At 65.7% G+C, this 19,488-nt stretch carries 12 protein-coding genes; 7 read left to right on the top strand and 5 right to left on the bottom strand.

Annotated features, from left to right (window positions below; translation table 11 throughout):
• The first annotated feature begins 15 nt into the window (after window positions 1-15).
• On the top strand, window positions 16-4,242 hold the full coding sequence (gene hrpA, locus Q5Z11_RS15115) for an ATP-dependent RNA helicase HrpA (RefSeq protein ID WP_303747156.1): 4,227 nt from the start codon (window positions 16-18) through the stop codon (window positions 4,240-4,242).
• Window positions 4,243-4,254: 12 nt separating this feature from the next.
• On the opposite strand, the gene Q5Z11_RS15110 is transcribed toward hrpA, so the two are convergent.
• Window positions 4,255-4,791 carry a DUF4124 domain-containing protein gene (locus tag Q5Z11_RS15110; protein ID WP_303747155.1) on the bottom strand — a complete coding sequence of 179 codons (537 nt, stop codon included), beginning with the start codon at window positions 4,789-4,791 and terminating at the stop codon, window positions 4,255-4,257.
• 67 nt (window positions 4,792-4,858) lie between these two features.
• Window positions 4,859-5,374 carry a hypothetical protein gene (locus Q5Z11_RS15105; protein ID WP_303747154.1) on the bottom strand — a complete coding sequence of 172 codons (516 nt, stop codon included), beginning with the start codon at window positions 5,372-5,374 and terminating at the stop codon, window positions 4,859-4,861.
• 61 nt (window positions 5,375-5,435) lie between these two features.
• On the opposite strand from Q5Z11_RS15105, the gene Q5Z11_RS15100 reads away from it, so the two are divergent.
• A complete protein-coding gene (locus Q5Z11_RS15100) occupies window positions 5,436-7,592 on the top strand; it encodes a RelA/SpoT family protein (RefSeq protein WP_303747153.1) in 2,157 nt (718 codons plus the stop codon).
• A 13-nt stretch (window positions 7,593-7,605) separates the two neighbouring features.
• Entirely contained in the window at window positions 7,606-9,153 is a 1,548-nt protein-coding gene (locus Q5Z11_RS15095; protein ID WP_303747152.1) for a tetratricopeptide repeat protein, read from the top strand.
• A gap of 139 nt (window positions 9,154-9,292) precedes the next feature.
• On the opposite strand, the gene Q5Z11_RS15090 is transcribed toward Q5Z11_RS15095, so the two are convergent.
• Window positions 9,293-11,395: a glycosyltransferase gene (locus Q5Z11_RS15090; protein ID WP_303747151.1), complete on the bottom strand. Its 2,103-nt coding sequence runs from the start codon at window positions 11,393-11,395 to the stop codon at window positions 9,293-9,295.
• A 96-nt stretch (window positions 11,396-11,491) separates the two neighbouring features.
• Here Q5Z11_RS15090 and mrcB point away from each other — a divergent pair, with 96 nt between their 5' ends.
• The 4 genes from mrcB (at window position 11,492) to tsaB (ending at window position 17,426) form a co-directional block, all read left to right on the top strand.
• Window positions 11,492-13,918, top strand: a complete 2,427-nt coding sequence (mrcB, locus tag Q5Z11_RS15085; protein WP_303747150.1) for a penicillin-binding protein 1B — start codon at window positions 11,492-11,494, stop codon at window positions 13,916-13,918.
• Between the two features lie 8 nt (window positions 13,919-13,926).
• Window positions 13,927-14,460, top strand: a complete 534-nt coding sequence (locus Q5Z11_RS15080; RefSeq protein ID WP_303747149.1) for a hypothetical protein — start codon at window positions 13,927-13,929, stop codon at window positions 14,458-14,460.
• A gap of 152 nt (window positions 14,461-14,612) precedes the next feature.
• Complete coding sequence (locus Q5Z11_RS15075; RefSeq protein ID WP_303747148.1) at window positions 14,613-16,709, top strand: ATP-dependent DNA helicase; 2,097 nt, start codon at window positions 14,613-14,615, stop codon at window positions 16,707-16,709.
• Between the two features lie 9 nt (window positions 16,710-16,718).
• On the top strand, window positions 16,719-17,426 hold the full coding sequence (gene tsaB / locus Q5Z11_RS15070; RefSeq protein WP_303747147.1) for a tRNA (adenosine(37)-N6)-threonylcarbamoyltransferase complex dimerization subunit type 1 TsaB: 708 nt from the start codon (window positions 16,719-16,721) through the stop codon (window positions 17,424-17,426).
• Between the two features lie 129 nt (window positions 17,427-17,555).
• On the opposite strand, the gene Q5Z11_RS15065 is transcribed toward tsaB, so the two are convergent.
• Window positions 17,556-18,446 carry an energy transducer TonB gene (locus Q5Z11_RS15065; protein ID WP_303747146.1) on the bottom strand — a complete coding sequence of 297 codons (891 nt, stop codon included), beginning with the start codon at window positions 18,444-18,446 and terminating at the stop codon, window positions 17,556-17,558.
• Entirely contained in the window at window positions 18,446-19,393 is a 948-nt protein-coding gene (gshB, locus tag Q5Z11_RS15060; RefSeq protein ID WP_303747145.1) for a glutathione synthase, read from the bottom strand. Before gshB ends, Q5Z11_RS15065 begins: the two co-directional genes overlap by 1 nt.
• Window positions 19,394-19,488: the final 95 nt, after the last annotated feature.

Here is a 19,488-nt window from a genome sequence, read left to right as displayed (position 1 = left end):
CACGTTGAACGATTGATGAGCACTATCGAAAATGACCTGTCCGCGCGTCTGCGCGCTGCCCGCCCTGCCATTGATGGGGGGATGAGCCGTGACCGTGGTCGCCTGCTTGGGCTGCTGTCACGCTGGCAGGGCAAGCCTGCGGACGCGGCGGCTGAACAGGCTTTCCAGCAGCAGCTGCAGCGCTCTCAGCAGCAGCGCCAACAGCGCGCCGCGCGGCCGATCTCCATCACCATGGACGAAGCGCTGCCGATCGCGCGTGAAGCCGAACAGATCAGCGCATTGATCCGTGCCCATCAGGTGGTGGTGATCGCCGGCGAGACCGGCTCCGGCAAGACCACCCAGTTGCCCAAGCTGTGCCTGGCGGCTGGCCGTGGTGAGGCGGGCATGATCGGCTGCACCCAGCCGCGGCGTATTGCCGCGCGTGCGGTGGCTGCGCGCGTGGCGGAGGAGCTGCAGACCGAGCTGGGCACGGTGGTCGGTTACCAGGTGCGTTTCACCGACAAGGTCGGCGAGGACAGCCGCATCAAGTTCATGACCGACGGCATCCTGCTGGCAGAGATCGCCTCGGATCGTTGGCTTTCGCGCTACGACACATTGATCATCGATGAGGCGCACGAACGCAGCCTCAATATCGATTTCCTGCTTGGCTACCTGAAGCAGCTACTGCGCAAGCGCCCGGACCTGAAGTTGATCGTGACTTCGGCCACTATCGATACCGAGCGCTTCTCGCGTCACTTCGACAATGCGCCAGTGGTCAACGTCGAAGGCCGTACCTACCCGGTGGAGGTGCGTTACCGGCCGCTGGAAGAAATGGGCAAGAGCGATGACAGTGCCGCAGCGCCAGCACGCGGCAAACGTGCGGAAGCGGACACTGATTCGGCAATGGATCCGGTCTCGGCCATTGTTGCCGCTGTCGATGAGATCACCCGCAGCGATGTGCGCGGCGATGTGCTGATCTTCCTGCCGGGTGAACGCGAGATCCGCGATACCCATCAGGCGCTCGAACGCCGCAAGTACCGCGAAACGGAGGTGCTGCCGCTGTACGCGCGCCTGTCGGCCAAGGACCAGGACCGGGTATTCAATCCGGGCCTGAAGCGACGCGTGGTGCTGACCACCAACGTCGCCGAAACCTCATTGACCGTGCCGCGCATCCGCTACGTAGTCGATCCGGGCTATGCCCGTGTCAAGCGCTACAGCCCGCGACAGAAGCTCGATCGCCTGCATATCGAGGCGGTATCGCAGGCCAGCGCCAACCAGCGCAAAGGCCGCTGCGGTCGTATCTCCGAGGGTGTGTGCTACCGGCTGTATTCCGAGGCTGATTTCCTGAGCCGATCGGAGTTCACCGATCCCGAGATCCGCCGTTCCTCGTTGTCCGGCGTGATCCTGCGCATGCTGCAGTTGGGCCTGGGCAAGATCGATGAATTCCCGTTCCTGGAAGCACCGGACGAACGCGCGGTGGCTGATGGTTGGCAGCAGCTGACCGAGCTTGGCGCCATCGACGACGCGCGCAAGCTCACCGATATTGGCCGGCAGATGTCGCGCTTGCCGGTGGACGTGAAACTGGCGCGCATGTTGGTGGCCGCGCACAAGGGCGGCTGCCTGCGCGAGATGCTGGTGATTGCTTCCTTCCTCGGCATCCAGGACCCACGCGAGCGACCGCCGGAAGCACGCGAGGCGGCCGACAACGCGCACGCCTTGTTTGCCGACGCACGCTCCGAATTCATCGGCATCCTGCGGTTGTGGAATGCCTACCGTGATGCCCACGAAGACCTCACCCAGTCCAAGCTGCGCGACTGGTGCGGGCGACATTTCCTCGGATTCCTGCGCATGCGCGAATGGCGCGAACTACATCGCCAGCTGCGCTTGTTGTGCGAGGAGCTGGGCTGGGCGATGGGTGAAGACGAGACTTTCGGCAAGGCGCTGTTGTCGGCACCGCCGGCGCTGCCTGCTGGGGGTGATGTAGAGGCGAAGCGCAAGGCTACGCGGGGCGAGCAGCATAAGGCTGCGCGTCTGGCCCGTGAGGGAAAACCGGCTTTAAAACCGGGGTCAGAGTCGGGTTTCCCAACTATTCTTTCCGCGGCAGACAAATTTCGGGGGAAACCCGACTCTGACCCCGGTTTTAAAGCCGGTTTCAACTCCATTCCGGACAAGGTGCGCATCGCTGCTTACCAAACCCTTCATCGCGCGGTTCTTGCCGGCCTGCCGACCCAGATCGGACATCGCACCGAGAAGGGCGACTTCCAGGCGCCGCGTCAGCGTCGTTTCCATCTGTTCCCCGGCTCGGCGCTGGCCAAGCGGCCGCCGCCGTGGGTGCTCAGTGCCACGCTGCTGGATACGGCGCGCGTGTGGGGTATGACCAATGCCTCGATCGAGCCGGATTGGGTGATTGCCGAGTTGCCGCATCTGCTGGCGCGCAAGCACTTCGATCCGCATTGGTCGCGTGCCCAGGGGCAGGTGCTGGCCTCGGAACAGATCAGCCTGTTCGGCCTGGTGCTGGCGCCGAAGAAGCCGGTGCATTACGGCAGGATCAATCCCGGCGAAGCCCATGACATCTTCGTGCGGCAAGCGCTGGTGACCGGCGAAATCACCACCCGTGCTGGCTTTGTTGCCGACAACATGAAGCTGCTGGAGCAGGCGCGCGAAGAAGAAGCCAAGCTGCGCCGCGCCGGTATCGTTGCCGATGAGGATTGGCAGGCGCGCTGGTATCTGGACCGGGTGCCTTCGCATATCCATTCGGCCAATCTGCTCGACGGCTGGTGGAAGGCCTTGCCACCGGAACAACGTCGCAGCCTGCACTGGTCGCTGACCGATCTGTTGCCGGGCGAGGGCAGTGAGCAGGACCGTTATCCGAAGTATTTCCCATTGGGCGATGCGCGCCTGGCCATGCATTACCGTTTCGAACCGGGCAGCGAGGAGGATGGCGTAACCCTTGATGTACCGTTGCACCTGCTCAATGCCCTGGACCCGTCGCGCTTGTCGTGGCTGGCGCCGGGCTTCGTCGCGGACAAGGCATCGGCCTTGATTCGCAGCCTGCCCAAGGCGATGCGCCGCAACTATGTGCCTGCACCAGATTTCGGTCGCGCATTCGCCGAAGCCTGGCCGCAGCACTCTGCCGATGACATCCGTGGCGAGTTGGCGCGATTCCTGTCCAAGGCCACCGGTGCGATGGTCGCGGCCACCGATTTCGACGTGGATTCACTGGACCCACACCTGCGCATGAACCTGCGCTTGTTCGAAATGACGAAAGTAGCGGTAGCACGCGGGAAAACGCCTGCTTCCAGCGAAAAGGACGGCATGAAACTGTTGGCGATGTCGCGCGATCTGGATACCTTGCGTGCCCGCTTCGGCGAACGCGCTGGCAGTGCTTTTGCCGCACGCGCGGGTGCGGCGCTGGCAGCTGAAGGTCTGCGCGAATTCCCAAGCACTGCTATTCCCGAGCAGGTGCCGGGCGAAGCCGGTGTACCGGCCTATCCGGCGCTGGTGGATACAGGCGACGCCGCCGCGCTGCGCATTTTTGCCGACAGGAACGAAGCTGCCTTGATGCACCCGCAGGGTGTTCGCCGCCTGCTTGAGATTTCCTTGGCCGACAAGCTCAAGCAGGCACGCAAGCAGCTGCCGGTGTCGCCCAAGACTGGCTTGCTGTATGCGGCCATCGAGTCACAGGAGCGGTTGCGCGGCGATCTGGTCGACGCGGCAGTGAACGCGGTATTGGCCGATGGATTGGAAGCGATACGCACCCCGGAAGCCTTCCAGCAGCGCTCTGCAGACGCCGGCAAGCGTTTGTTCGGGGAGGCGATGGAGCGGCTGAAGCTGGCCGAAAGCATCCTCGGTTTGACCGGTGAGCTGAAGCCGCAATTGGAATCGCCGTTGATGGGCTGGGCGCGCGGCAACCTGGACGATATGCAGGCGCAGCTGGCCGGTCTGGTGCATGCGGGCTTCCTGCGTGAGACGCCAGCCGATGCGCTGGCGCAGTTCCCGCGTTACCTGAAGGCGATGATCCTGCGTGCCGAACGCGCCAAGCGCGATCCGCCGCGCGACCAGGCGCGCATGCTGGAACTCAAGCCCTTTGTTGATGCGCTGCAGGAAGCCCGTGTGCAGGGACTGGCGCAGCGCCCGCAGTGGGCGGCCCTGCGCTGGGATATCGAAGAGCTGCGGGTGTCCTTGTTCGCCCAGGAGCTGGGCTTCCGCTCTGGCATCTCAGCCAAGAAGCTGGCCCAGCGGGTAGCTGCGCTGCGCAGCTGACGCCCGCTGCGCTCAGCGGCCGATTGCCGCCTCCGGGCGGTGTTGCTGGATACAGGCGCGGCGGGCGGTGTTCATCTGCGTATGCGCATTGGCGTGTTCGCGGCTGATGGCCTGGCGGAAGGTTGTCATCCGTTGCCGCAGCGCCTGGCTGCGCTGCGGATCGTCTGCGTGCGCGAGTTGCTCGTTGAGCATGCTCATCTGCTGCTGCAAAGTGCCGACGCGGTCATTGGAAGAACCATAAATGGACGCGGTGGCGGTGCTGATGCAACTGCGCTCGGCGTCGAGTGCCTGGGCCGCGGTGCCGGCTTGGCTCTCCGGCTGCGCTGGCTGGCTGTCCGGCAGCGTGGTTGCAGGCGGAGCGGCAGCAGTGCTGGCCGCCGTCGGACTGCTGGACACAGGCTGCTCGCGCAGTTTCATCGGCTCGGCCTTGGCATCGCAGGGGTGCTCGGAGTACATGGTCTCCCCCGACTTGCCCTTGCACTTGTAGACCTGCGCGGCAGCGGTGGCCGGAAGCATCAGCAACAACAGAGTCAGGACGAATTGGCGCATGAAGGTTGCGGGCTCAAGGGTTCGGTGACGGGAAACAGCACTCCGGCCAGCAGGACCGGGGCGGGGGTTACTTCGTGCGGCGGACCTTGGCACGGGTGTTGAGGCCATCGATCTGCAGGTACCACACGTTCATCAGGCCGGGGGTGATGCGAACCGCTGGAGCCTGCTTGCGCACGCCGCCGGTACTGACGTCATCGGTCTGTTCCCAGATCTGGCCATTGTCCAGCGCGTACTGACGGCCTTTGCCGAAGCTGCGGAACTCCCCTTCCAGATTCGCCTGGATAGGGTCGTTGGAGCCGAAATTAGAGAAGCCGCGATGCTTGACGATCACTTCCTGGCGGCCTTCTTCGCGCGCCTGTTCCACGGCAACACTGGCAGCCTGCGCCACCTTGCCCTGCAGCCAGTTGTTGAGCGTGGTCAGCTCTTCGGCGCTGAGCTTGTCCAGGCCAGCAGCCTTGAACTCGGCAGCGGACATCTGCTGCTGCAGATCGCCCTGTACCACGCGCTGGGCGTGGGCATCGAGGAACGGGTAGGACGACAAAGCGGTGGCGGCAAGCAGGACAGCAAGGCGAGGCAGCTTCATGAATATTGTTCCCAGAGAGGGTGGGCGCTAGTGTAGGGGCATCTGCCTGTAATTGAATGCTGTGAACAGTTCCCCCTCCCCCGGTCTGGATGCGTTGCTGCAGCGCGCCTCAACCCGCGCCTTGTCCGAGCCTTTGCGCCAAGCCCTGCTGGCCTGCTGGCAGCAAGCGGACATGGATGTGTCGCCGCGCCTGCCATGGCCGGTACTCGCCGATACGCTGGATTCGCTGGCGCTGCTGTCCGCCGACGAGAGCGTGACTGTGGCAGCGCTGCTGTTCGATCTGCCGGGCCTGCGCGCGCGGGTGGGCGATCTGCCACTGGGGCCGGGTGCTGCGGCGGTAAACGGACTGCTGGACGGGCAGGAGGCTGCCGACCAGGTTTGGGCGCTGCATGCCGGGCGTGATGCCGGCCGCAACAGCGAAGGCCTGCGACGCCTGCTGCTGGCGATCATCCATGATCTGCGGGTGGTACCGATCCTGCTGTCGCGCCAGCTGGCCTGCATGCGTGCGGCCGACAAGCTGCCTGCCGAAGAACGCCGCGCGCTGGCCCAGCTGACCCGTGACATCCACGCGCCGCTGGCCAACCGGCTGGGCATCTGGCAGCTGAAGTGGGAACTGGAGGATCTGGCTTTCCGTTTCCTGGACCCGGATACCTACCGCCACATCGCCCGCGAGGTGGACGAAACCCGCATCGCCCGTGAGCGCTACGTGGAGGCGGTGAAGAAGAAGCTGTCGGCGGCCCTGGCCGAGCAGGGCATCCGTGGCGAAGTCAGCGGTCGGCCCAAGCACATCTACAGCATCTGGCGGAAGATGCAGAAGAAGCAGCTCGCCTTCGAGCAGCTTTACGACCTGCGCGCGGTGCGCGTGATGGTCGAGGATGTCGGCGGCTGCTACGCCACGCTGGGCGTCGTACATGCGCTGTGGACGCCGATCCCCAGCGAGTTCGACGATTACATCGCTCGCCCCAAGGCCAATGATTACCGCTCCCTGCACACCGCGGTGATCGGCCCGGAAGGGCGCACCATCGAAGTGCAGATCCGCACCCATGAAATGCATGCGCAGGCCGAGCTCGGCGTGGCTGCGCACTGGAAGTACAAGGAAGGTGGCAAGGGCGCGGAGAAGTCCTTCGATCGCAAGATCACCTGGATGCGGCAGTTGCTGGAGCAGGCACAGGACCCTGGCAATCCGGAAGAACTGGCCGACGCATTGGACGCCGAGCTGCTCGAAGACCGGGTTTACGCGCTCAGCCCCAAGGGCGACGTGATGGATCTGCCGGCTGGCGCCACGCCGTTGGACTTTGCCTACCACGTGCACACCATGGTCGGGCACCGCTGCCGTGGGGCCAAGGTCAATGGTCGCATCGTGCCGCTGACCTACCACCTGCGCAGCGGCGACCGCGTGGAGATTCTTACTGGCAAGGAGGCGGATCCGCGCCGCGATTGGTTGTTGCAGTCCAACGGCTTCCTGGCCAGCGGCCGTTCGCGCGAAAAGGTACGCAACTGGTTCCACAAACTCGACCGTGCCCGCAACGTGCAGGCCGGGCGCGAACTGCTGGATCGCGAACTGAAGCGGCTGGGCCTGCAGCATTCGGACCTGATGGTGGCGGCGCGCAAATTCCACGCCGACAGCGTCGACGATCTGTATATCCAGGTTGCGCTGGGCGATACCGGTCCCAACCAGGTCAGCCGTGCGCTGCTGGAGGCCGAGAAGGCCGCCTCGCAACCTGCGGCACCGGCCTTGCCACGACCAACCGCGCGCCGCGGCAGCATCGGCAAATCCGACTTCACCGTGCAGGGCGTGGGCAACCTGCTGGTGCAGCTGGCGCGTTGCTGCCAACCAGTGGCCGGCGAGCCGATCACCGGCTACCTGACCCGCACCCGTGGCGTCACCGTGCACCGCATGGACTGCGTGTCGTTGGCGCGCTTGTCGGCCGCGCATCCGGAGCGGGTGTTGCCGGTGGAGTGGGGCAGGACCGGCTCCGGCTACGAGGTGGATGTGATGGTGCGCGCGGTGGACCGGCGCTGGTTGCTGAAGGACATCACCAACCTGATCGCGCAGGAAGATGCCTATGTGCTGGAGATCAACAGCGACAACCTGCGCGAAAGCGGACGCGTGCAGTTACGCCTGCGGCTGAAGGTGAGCGACTACGGCCAGCTATCCACCCTACTCGGAAAACTCGACGCCTTGCCCGGCGTAGACGATGCGCGAAGGCTGGGATAGGTAAGCTTGGCGCATGGAGAACTGGCGTCAGCGCGGTCAACAGGGATTGGAGACATTCGGCGACAAGCTGCGGCTGTACGGGCGCTGGTGGGTGGCGCGTGGCTGGAACAGCCCGCGCGCCTGGCGTTCCATCGCCATTGGCGTAGCCGCATTGGCGCTGGTATTGGCGCTGTTCCGGCAGCCGCTGGCGGATTGGCTGTGGCCGGAAACCAAGATCCAGAAGCTGCTCGATGACGGCCGCCAGGCGCTGCGCGATGGGCGTTTGAGTGCTGCCGATGGGCGCGGTGCGCGCGAGTTGTTCGAGGCTGCCGCGGCGCTGGACCCGGACCGCAGCGATATCCGCAACGGGCTGGCGCAGACCGCACAGGCGGCACTGGCGCAGGCGCGCAAGGAGTTGGCGGCCGGTGATAGGGACGCAGCCGCGGCCAGCCTGGCATTGGCCCGGCAGCTGCAGGCGCCGTCGGCGGATATCGAGCCGCTTGCGGCCAAGCTGCAACAGGCGGCAAGCGAACAGGACGGTGTCGAGGAGTTGTTGCAGCTGGCCGAGGCGGCGCAGGCGCAGGGGCGACTGGATGAAGCGCCAGACGCGGCATTGCCGCTGTATCAGCGGGTATTGGCGCTGCAGCCGGACAAGATGCAGGCGCTGGAAGGGCGCGATGAAATCCTGTCCGATCTGCTGACCCAGGCCACGCGCTCGGCGGATCGTGGCGATCTGGCTGCGGCGACGGCCTTGCTGCAGCGGGTGGAGCGCTACGACGCCGGTCACGCCAACTTGCCTGCGGTCAAGGCGGTGATGAATGCCGCACTGGAGCAACGCCGGCAGCAGGGCGAGCGTGATCTGCAGCGTGGACGACTGCAGCGTGCCGCAACCGCGTTCCAGCAGGTGCTGGCGGCGGGCGAAGATCCTGCAGCTCGGCAAGGCCTGCAGCGTATTGCCCATGCGCAGGTGCAGGAAGCCGTGCGCCTGGCGGCGGATTTCCAGTTCGAGCCCGCCGAGCAGGCCTTGCAGCACGCGCGCGAACTGGCGCCGGACAGCGCTGAACTCGCGTCTGCGGAACAAGTCGTGCGGCGTGCGCGGCAGGCCCGGCAATCGATGGAAGCACCGGGCAGCGGTGCCGAGCGCGAGCGCCGACTGAAGATCCTGCTCAAGCAACTGGACGAGGCCGAAACGCGCCAGCAGTGGCTGTTGCCACCCGGCAGCAGCGCCTACGATCGCTTCAAGGCGGCGCAGGCACTGGCACCGCAGGATGCGCGGGTCAAACGCGCCGCGGCACGCATTCTGCCTGCTGCACGCAGCTGCCTGGAGGACAACCTGCGCGGCAACCGCCTGCGCGCCGCGCGCACCTGTCTGGACGCCTGGCAGGCATTGGCCCCGACCGACCCGGCATTGGCGCCGGCGCGGCGACGCCTGGCCCAACGCTGGATTGCGGTAGGCAGCGAACGTCTGGGCGGCGGTGATACCGCATTCGCACAGCAGGCGCTGGCGCAGGCGCAGCAGATAGATCCGGCCACGCCGGAGATCGCCGGCTTCAACGAACGGGTGCGCAACGCCCTGCGATGAAGCCATGTAGAGACGAGCCATGCTCGGCTGAGGCTTTCCCGGTAATGCCCAAGCGCAGGCATGGCGGCACTCCACAGATGAGGCCGCCGCTTGCACGAAACCCGTAGCACCCGCCTATGGCCGACCTACGGGGTGGGCATCACCTGGCGAAGAACACCCGCTGCACCGCCTGCCGCGCCGCTTCCATCGAGAAATACCTGGCGATATTGGCCAACCCATTGTCGGACAGGCGCTGCCAAAGCTCGGCGTCGTCATACAGTCGCAGCACCGCATCAGCAAACGCCTGGGAGCCGTCGGCGACCAGTACGTCCTGGCCATCATGCAGGTGCATGCCTTCCACGCCGCAGGTAGTGGCAACCACCGGTTGACCATGCGCCATGCTCAGGTTGACCTTGCCCTTTACGCCGGCGCCGAAGCGCAGCGGTGCCACCGCAACCCGCATGCCGGTCATGAACGGCACCACATCCGGCACATAGCCATGCACCTGTACACCCGCACTGGCGGCGGCCAGCGCATGGATGCTGTCGGGTACATCGGCACCGATGCAGTGGAAACGGATATCCGGTCGCTGGCTGCGGATCAGCGGAAATACCTCGCCGATGAACCAGGTCATCGCGTCCAGATTTGGTGGATGGCGGAAGCCGCCGACGAAGACCAGGTCATGCCGTTGCGCCCAGCCTTTACCCGCCCCGGCAACTTCGTGCAGGTTGGAAATCAGTTCCACCTGCACCTGCGGAGCGTCGGTGGCCAGCTGTTCCTTCTCCGCGGCGCTGACCAGCAAGGTCACGTCGGTGGCGGCCATGACGGCCAGCTCGCTGGCGCGGGTGCGCTCGGCGCTGCGCAGCAGGCGCTGGTCGCGCGCCAGTTCGGCGCCGCGCCGTTCACGCAGGTAATGCAGGTCGACGGTGTCGAAAACGGTACGCGCCTGTGGCGCGAATTGCTTCAGCAGCGGCAGGCATTCGTTGGCAACGTGATAACGCACCAGCATGACGGCGGCGAAGCGTTTGCCGTTGTCACGCAACCATCTGCCAACGCGGTCGAGGAAGGGCGAGTGCCAGACTTCCACCCCGATCGCCTGCAGTGCTTCGGTGGCGCGGCTGGCAGGTTCGGCGCGGGTCGGCAGGAACACGACATGTGCGCCTTCGGCCAACAGCATGCGGATCAGGTTGAACTGGCGCAGCGAGGCCGAATCGCGGTCCGGTTGCGGCACGCACTCGTCGATGATCAGGATCTGGCGTTGGTGGCGATGCAGCAGCGCGGGCGAGGGAACGCTGCCTGGCGCAGGCTGTGCCGCCAGTGCGTCCTGCCAGGTGCTGGCGAAGACGGATTGATTGCGGACCTGGTAGGCCTTGATCCCGGTGCTGGTGTCGGTGCCATTGCTGGTGCCTTCGTCATGCACGACGCGGCTGGCGGGCTGCACCAGCACGCGGCGTCCAGCGGCACGTACCTTGAAGGCCAGGTCGGTGTCTTCGTAGTAGGCCGGTGCATAGATGCTGTCCAGGCCACCCAGCTCTTCAAACAGCAGCCGCGGGATTGCCAGGGCGGCTCCCGAGCAATAGTCGGCGTCGCGCAGCGCGCTGTAGCGGGGATCTTCAGCCGACTCGAAGCGGCCGTAGCTCCAGCAGCTGCCATCTGCAAAGACCACGCCACCGGATTCCTGCAGGCGCCCATCCGGATACAGCAGCTGGGAGCCTATCAAGCCGGCTTTCGGTACCTGGGTGAAGGTCTCCAGCAAGGCATCCAGCCAACCGGGCTGGGGAATGGTGTCGTTGTTGAGCAGCACCACGTAATCGCCGCGACTCAGGCGCAGACCGTCGTTGCAGGCGGCGATGAAGCCACCGTTCTGCGCGCGCAGATGGTAGCGCAGGCCTTCGATCTGCTGCATCCATGGACGGGTGCTGTCGCTGCTGCCGTCATCGATCACCAGGATTTCGCAGCTGGCCGTGGGCGGATGCGCTGCCAGCGCACGCAGGCAGGCCAGCGTGTGTGCGCAATGGTTGTAGACCGGGATGACGATGCTGGCGACGGGGCGTTCGCTGCGCGGCAGGCTGAACGGCACAAAGGGCGAGTTGTCGGGGAAGTACAACGGCTCGCGCTGTGCGGCCGGCTGGCGTCGGGTGTGCACGCCTACCCGGTGCAGGGTTGCGCGCCAGCCGCGGGTGCGCAGGCTGGCCAGGCCACGACGGACCAGGCCGATGATGCGATTGACGGCGTAGCGCGCATCGGCCAGCGAAATCGACATTCCTATGGAACTCCAGCTTAAGCAGGGAACTGACAGTCAACGCCCCGGGGGATGTGGCTGCGTTAGACTCATTACAAACCACATTCTCGCATCCCTGTGCCACGACGCCACGATTCCGACCAGTTCGACGACGATACCGACGGCAGCAGCCCTGTGTGGCGTAGCCGCTTGATCACCTGGGGACTGGCCGCAGCCGCATTGGGGCTGGGCTTCATGATCCCCTACACGCTGTACCTGAACAGCCAGGTCACCCAGCGTTTTGGTGAACTGCGTTGGCAGATCCCGACCCGCGTATATGCCCGCCCGCTGGTGCTCAGCCCGGGCACGGCGATGAACGCCAATACGCTGAAGACCGAGCTGGCGGCCTCCGGCTACCGCGATGACGGCACCGGCAACAGTCCCGGTACCTATAAGGCGCAGGGCGGCAGCTTCACCATTTCCAGCCGCGGCTACGTCGATGTGGACGGCAACGTCGCGGCCAGGAAGGTGGATGTGGTGGTCTCCGGCGGGCAAGTGGCTTCCTTGCGCGAGGCCGGCAGCCGCAAGGCGCTGAAGGCTGCGCGATTGGATCCGGCACGTATTGCCACACTCTACGGGCAGAAGCAGGAAGAGCGCCGGCTGGTACGGGTGCGCGAAGTGCCCGAACTACTGGTCACCGGCCTACAGGCGGTCGAAGACAAGGACTTTGCCCGTCATCACGGCATCGACCTGAGCGGTATCGCGCGCGCGGTGTGGGTGACCATCCGTACCGGCGGTGAGACCAAACAGGGCGCCAGTACCTTGACCCAGCAGCTGGCCCGCAGTGGCCTGCTCGGCATCGGCAAGGAACAGACCATCACCCGCAAGTTCAACGAGGTGCTGTACGCGCTGATCATGGAGGCGCGCTACGATAAGGCCACCATCCTCGAGGCCTACCTCAACCAGGTCTACCTGGGCCAGCGCGGCAAGCAGGCCATCCACGGGGTGTCGGCCGGTGCCGAATTCTGGTTTGGTCGCGATCTCAATTCGCTGAGCAGCGAGCAGATCGCGTTGCTGATCGGCCTGGTCAAAGGCCCCTCGTTCTACGACCCGCGCCGCAACCCCGAGAACGCGCTGGACCGCCGCAACTTCGTGCTGGGCAAGCTACGCGAGAACAACCTGATCGACGACGCCGAGTATCAGCGTGCGATCAAGGCACCGTTGGGCGTGTCCAAGAACGCTGGTATCGCCGCGGCCAATCGTTTCCCGGCCTATGTTGACCTGGTGCGTCGCCAGCTGGGCAACGATTACCCGGAAAACGTGCTGCAGGGCGCCGGTCTGAATGTCTTCACCGGCATGTCGCCGTCTGCCCAGGCCTATGCCGAGGGCGCGGTGGCGCACACCATCAAGGCGTTGGAGAACAAGCGTCGTCCAGAGCTGCAGACCGGCCTGGTGGTGACCGACGTGCACAACGGCGACGTGCTGGCGGTGGTCGGCAGCCGGGATGTGTCCGAACCCGGCTTCAACCGCGCCATCGAGGCGCAACGGCCGGTCGGTTCGCTGCTCAAGCCCTTCGTCTATCTGCTGGCGCTGGCCCAGCCGGATCGGTTTTCGCTGTCCAGTTGGGTCGATGACTCACCGGTCACCGTCAAGCTCAGCCGCGGCCGCAACTGGACGCCGGGCAACGCCGACAACCGCAGCCATGGCACGGTGCGCTTGATCGATGCCTTGGCCCGCTCCTACAACCAGGCCACGGTGCGCGTTGGCATGCAGGTCGGGCCGGAGCGGCTGACCCAGTTGATCAATGTGCTGGCTGGACTCAAGGCCGAATCCAATCCGTCGGTGATCCTCGGTTCCACCGACCAGAGTCCGTACGGTATGGCCCAGCTGTATCAGTTCCTCGCTTCCGGTGGCGAGATCCAGCCGCTGCATGCGGTGCGTGGCGTGGTCGATGCGCAGGGCAAGTTGCTCAAACGCTATGACAAGAGCCCGGCACCGGCACAGGAGGGCGACTCGATTGCAGCGAACCTGATCAGCGTCGGCCTGCAACAGGTGGTCTCCAGTGGTACCGCCTCGGGCTTGAACGCCGATGGTCTGTCGCGGCTGCAGGCCGCTGGCAAGACCGGTACCTCCAACGACGGCCGTGACAGCTGGTATGCCGGTTATACCGGTGACCATCTGGCGGTGATCTGGATGGGCAACGACCAGAACGAGCAGACCGGTCTGTTTGGTGCTTCCGGCGCGATGCGGGTGTGGTCGGGCATCTTCCTCAACCTGCCGAGCAAGGCCTTGCATGTGAACAACAAGGGCCTGGATTGGCAGTACGTGGAAGCGGCCGGCAGCAATGCCACCGACGAATCCTGCCCGGGCGCGCGTCGCTTCCCGTTCGTGGTGGGTTACGCGCCGCAGTACGTGCCCTGTGCCTTGCCGGCGGAAGTGCCGCTGGAAGAAGGTGCCGAGGGCGCACAGGAGCAGTCCGGTGGTGGTTGGCGTGGCTGGCTGGGCTTGGACCGCAAGGAACCTGAACCGGCTGCGGCCCCCGCTGCACAGACGCCTGCGCGATAATCCCGAGCATGAATACCAAGTCTTTGATCCGTTACACGCTGCTTGCCGCCGCAGCTTCCCTGTCACTTGCAGGCTGCGTCAGCGCACCACCGGCGGCGAAGCCGGCGGTGGTCGACAACACCACCCCGGCCCAACGTTTGGCCGCGGTGGATGCCATCGCCGGTGTCGACGACACCGAACTGACGGTACAGCCGCTGCGTGATGCGCAGGTCGACGATCTGCGCCAGACCGCAATCGCCAAGCGCAAGGCCGGCGATCTGGCCGGCGCGGCGGAAGCCCTGAACGAAGCACTGCTGCAGGTAAGTGATGACCCGGGCATCCTGCAGGAGCGCGCCGATATCGCCTTGCTGCAGGCCGACTGGCTGCGCGCCGAAACCCTGTCCAAGAAGGCCTTGGACCTGGGTTCGCGCACCGGCCCGCTGTGCCGTCGCCACTGGGCCACCATCGAACAATCGCGTCTGGCCCGTGCTGAAAAAGAGAATGCCGTCTCCGCGCATGCGCAGATCGAAGGCTGCACCGTGCCGGGGATCAAGCGCTTTTGAGCGCGCCGGGAACCGGCAGTCGGGAATAGGGAATGGAAGCGCCTGATCACCGGGCGATGTGGTACTTCGTCATTGCGATGGCGCGATCAGCGTTGCAATCGCGGTTTACCTCCATTGCCGGTTCTCGACGCACCCCTCCCAATGCTTGAGCCATGTCCTCCCTAGTCACCGCCAGCTGCGAAGCACTCAGTGAAGGCGGCGCGCTTGCGCGTCAGCTCGATGCCTTCGTGCCTAGGCCTGCCCAGCTGCGCCTGACCGGAGCCATCGCCGAGACCTTCCAACAGCGCGACGTGCTGCTGGCCGAAGCCGGTACCGGTACCGGCAAGACCTACGCCTATCTGGTGCCGGCCTTGCTGTCCGGTTTGAAGACCATTGTCTCCACCGGCACCCGCGCGCTGCAGGACCAGCTCTATCACCGCGATCTTCCGCGCGTGCGCGCCGCACTGGGCGTTGGCCATCGCGCCGCCTTGTTGAAGGGGCGGGCGAACTATCTATGTCGCTATCGCCTGGATCAGGCCCGCGGCGAACCGCGCTTCACTTCGACCGAACAGGTGGCGCAGTTCCAGCGCATCCTCACCTGGTCTGGCCGCACCCAGTACGGCGACATGGCCGAGCTGGATGGGCTTGCCGATGATTCCCCCTTGCTGCCGATGGTCACCTCGACCGTCGACAATTGCCTCGGCACAGACTGCCCGTTCTGGGGCGATTGCTTCGTGGTGCAGGCGCGGCAGCGGGCGCAGGAGGCGGACCTTGTGGTGGTCAATCACCACCTGTTGCTCGCCGATCTGGCGCTGAAGCAGGAAGGCTTCGGTGAAATCCTGCCCGGCGCGCAGGCCTTCGTCATCGATGAGGCGCACCAGTTGCCCGAGCTGGCCGCCAATTTCTTCGGTGAAGGCTTCGGCATGCGCCCGTGGCAGGAACTGGCGCGCGACTGCCTGGCCGAATGCCGCAGCGTCGCTGGCGCACAGGCGACCCTGCAGCAACCGGTGGCGACGCTGGAGCTGGCGCTGCGCGAACTGCGCGAGGCAATGGAAAAACTGCCGCAACGCGGCACCCGCTGGCGCGCGCTGGCAGTACCGGCGGTGGCGGAAGGTTTTGATTCGGTCGCTGCGGCGATGGCGCAGCTGCGTGATGCATTGGGCTTTCTGCGTGAAGCCTCGCCGGGGTTGGATGCTTGCCACGCACGTGCGCTGGAAGGTGTCTCACGGCTTTCGCGCTGGTTGGATGATGGTGATGGTGGCGCGGTCGATGAGTGGGATATCGATGAGGTTGCGGTCGCTGCGGAAGATGGTGCCGGCCCGGCGGACAGCGATTCGCTGTTCCCCGTTGACGATGGCAACGACGTGCTGTGGTACGAGCTGACACCGCGCGGTTTCCGCTGCCAGCGCACGCCGATGGACGTATCCGGGCCGCTGCGTGAGCACCGCCAGCGCTCGATGGCAGCGTGGGTATTCACCTCGGCCACGCTGACCGTGGATGGAGGCTTCGAACATCTGTCCAAGCGCTTGGGCCTGGATGACCCGGATACGCTGGTCCAGCCCAGTCCCTTCGATTGGCAGCAGCAGGCGCTGTGCTATCTGCCGCAGCAGCTGCCCGATCCGGCCGCGCGCGGTTATGGCGCGGCCTTGATTGCGACCTTGCGGCCGGTACTGGAGGCCTCGCAGGGCAGGGCATTCCTGTTGTTCGCCTCGCACCGTGCGCTGCGCGAGGCCGCCGATGCGCTGCGTGATGGCCCGTGGCCGTTGTTCGTGCAGGGCGAGGCGCCACGCGCCAGCCTGCTGCAACGCTTTCGCGAGTCGGGCAATGGCGTGCTGTTGGGCGCGGCCAGCTTCCGTGAGGGCGTGGACGTGGTTGGCGATGCGCTGAGCGTGGTGGTGATCGACAAACTGCCGTTCGCTGCCCCCGATGATCCGGTGTTCGAGGCGCGGCTGGATGCGATCCGCCGGCAGGGCGGCAACCCGTTCCGCGATGAGCAGCTGCCGCAGGCAGTGATCGCGCTCAAGCAGGGCGTGGGCCGGCTGATCCGCAGCGAGACCGATCGCGGCGTGCTGGTGCTGTGTGACCCGCGTCTGCTGTCGCGCGGTTACGGCCGGATCTTCCTGGATTCACTGCCACCATTCCGCCGTACCCGCGCGCTGGCCGATGTGCAGGCCTTCTTTGCGCGACAATGGGCGCCGGAGGCGGATTCCGCCAGCGTGCCACCCTCGGCCGACGCTGGTTCTGAAGCGCCACCGTTCTCTCTTTCCTGATGTGATGCCATGAAGCTGCTTGCCTTTGAAACCGCCACCGAAGCCTGTTCCGTCGCCCTGTATGTGGATGGGCAGGTATTGGAGCGGTTTGAAGTAGCGCCGCGCCGCCATGCCGAATTGAGCCTGCCCTGGGCGGAGCAGTTGCTCGCCGAAGCCGGTGTCGCCCGTAGCGAGTTGGATGCCATCGCGCTGAGCCGCGGGCCGGGTGCCTTCACCGGCGTGCGCTTGGCAATTGCCATCGTGCAGGGCATTGCCTTGGCGCTGGACCGGCCCTTGCTGCCGGTATCCACCCTGCAGACGCTGGCGTTGCGTGCACCGACCGATGCACCGCGGGTGCTGGCCTGCATCGATGCACGCATGGGAGAGTTGTATGCGGCGCGTTATCTGCGCGATGCCGATGGTGAGCTGCAGTTGCAGGAACGTGAGTTGCTGGTCGCGCCGGAGGCCGTGCAGCTGCCGGCCGACGACAGCGTCTGGGCCGGTGTTGGCACCGGCTTCGCAGCGGGCGAGGGCGTGTTGAGTACGCGCCTGCAGTCGCGTCTGAGCAGCGTGGATGCGCAGGCCCTGCCCAGCGCCGCCGACGTGCTGAAGATCGCCGTGCCGGCAATGCTGCGCGGCGAAGCCATCGCCCCGGAGCTGGTGCAGCCCGCCTACCTGCGCGACAACGTCGCGCTGACCCTGATCGAACAGCAGGCGTTGCGCGATTCCAAGCGCTGAAGCAGCGGTGTGCGGTGGTTTTGTAGGAGCGGCGTAAGCCGCGAAGCCGGTGTTGTCTGAACTACCGGCTTGATTGCGATCTGGGAACGTAAGAGCTTCGCGGCTTACGCCGCTCCTACAAAAATCGGCTCAACGATCGTCGTGCAACTGCCCGCCGGGCAGGAACATCCAGGTGCGGGTGACCTGCAGGATGTCGATGTCGTCCTTGGTCTCGGGCAATGCCGGGAACGGCTGTGCCTGCTCGATCACGCGCAGGGCAGTAGCATCCAGCAAGGGCACGCCGCTGCTGCGCAGGACGCGGCTGCTCTCCACGCTGCCATCGCGGCGCACGCCGACGGTGATCACCACCTGGCCTGCAAGCCGGCGCTGGCGTGCTTCGTCAGGGTAATTCAGGTTGCCAACGCGCTCGGCACGGTCGACCCAGGCGCGCAGGTAGTTAGCGTAGGCGTATTCGCGGGTGCTGGCCGAGACGAACTTGCGGTTGGGGCGCTTGGCGTACTGCTCCGAGCGCAGGTGCACTTCGGCTGCCAGGCGTGCCATTTCAGCGTCACGCTGCTCACGTGCGTTCATCGGCGCATTGGCGTCGGGGCGGTCCGGCAGCGGTTGGGTCTGGGCGCTCGCAACCGCGTCCTTGCCCTGGGTGCTGGTGATGACGCGTGCCTGCGGCGGTGGCGGCGCTGCCACGCTCTGCGCCTGCAGTGGCACCGGCGCCAGGCCGTTCTGCAGCTGCGGCACGATGCCGGCCTGCGCATCGCGCGGACGTTGCGCCTTGTCGTGGTCACCGCCGCCCTGCTGGTTGGCCTGGGCGAGGAAGTCAGCCTGCTTGGGCGTGAGCGGGGTGCTGGTCTGGCTGAAGATCACGTCCAGCGTCGGCACCAATGGCGCGTTATCGCTCACCGCGAAGCCCACCCCGAGGATCAACAGGCCATGCACCAGCGTGGATAGCACCAGGGTGGCGGTCAGGCGTTGCTGCTCGGTGACCCGCGGTGCTGCGGGCAGGACGTCAGGCTGCGAATACATCAGGCAAGGCCAGCCTCGATCGCATCAAACAGCTGGCCGGCGATGTTCAGGCCGAACTGGGCATCCAGCTCGCGCACACAGGTGGGGCTGGTGACGTTGACCTCGGTCAGGTAGTCGCCGATCACGTCCAGGCCAACGAAGCGCATGCCGCGGCGTTTCATTTCCGGGCCAACCTGGGCGGCGATCCAGCGGTCGCGCTCGCTCAGCGGGCGGCCTTCGCCGCGGCCGCCGGCAGCCAGGTTGCCGCGGAACTCGTCACCCTGCGGGATCCGCGCCAGGCAGTAATCCACCGGTACGCCGTCGATCAACAGGATGCGCTTGTCGCCAGCGCTGATGTCCGGGATGAAGCGCTGCGCCAGTGCCAGGTGCTGGCCACCGTCGGTCAGCGTCTCCAGGATCACGTTGAGATTGGGGTCGCCGGTGCCGCTGCGGAAGATCGAGCGCCCGCCCATGCCGTCCAGTGGCTTCAGCACGGCCTGGCCGTGTTCGAGCACGAAGGCCTTGAGTTCGCGTGCGTTGCGGCTGACCAGGGTCGGCGGGCAGCACTGCGGGAACAGCAGCGCTGCCAGCTTCTCATTGAAGTCGCGCAGGCCCTGCGGGTCGTTGACCACGATGGCGCCGGCCTGCTGGGCGACGCTGAGGATGTGGGTGTCGTACAGGTACTCGCCGTCGAACGGCGGGTCCTTGCGCATCAGCACGATCTGTCCCGGGCCGAACGCCAGCGGGGCGAACTCGCCCAGGCTGAACCAGCCGGCCTTGTCGTCGCGCACCTGCAGTGGGGCAACTTCGGCCTGGGCCTGGCCACCGTGCAGGGACAGCCCGCCGGGGCGCACATAGTGCAGCCGATGCCCGCGCCGCTGGGCTTCCAGCAGCATGGCAAAGGTGGTGTCCTTGGCGATCTTGATGTCGGCGATGGGGTCCATCACCACGATGACGTCTAAAGGCATGACTTGAATCCAGCAGATCTGGCCGACGATGTTAGCCGTTCAGGGCGGGGTCGCACAGCGCGGAAAGCGGAACGCTGAGGCTGAATGGCGCTGCG

This window comes from Stenotrophomonas sp. 610A2 (assembly GCF_030549615.1).
Lineage (GTDB): Bacteria > Pseudomonadota > Gammaproteobacteria > Xanthomonadales > Xanthomonadaceae > Stenotrophomonas > Stenotrophomonas pigmentata.
The sequence above is the reverse complement of the archived record's forward strand: the minus strand, read 5'-3'. Positions and strand labels throughout refer to the sequence as shown.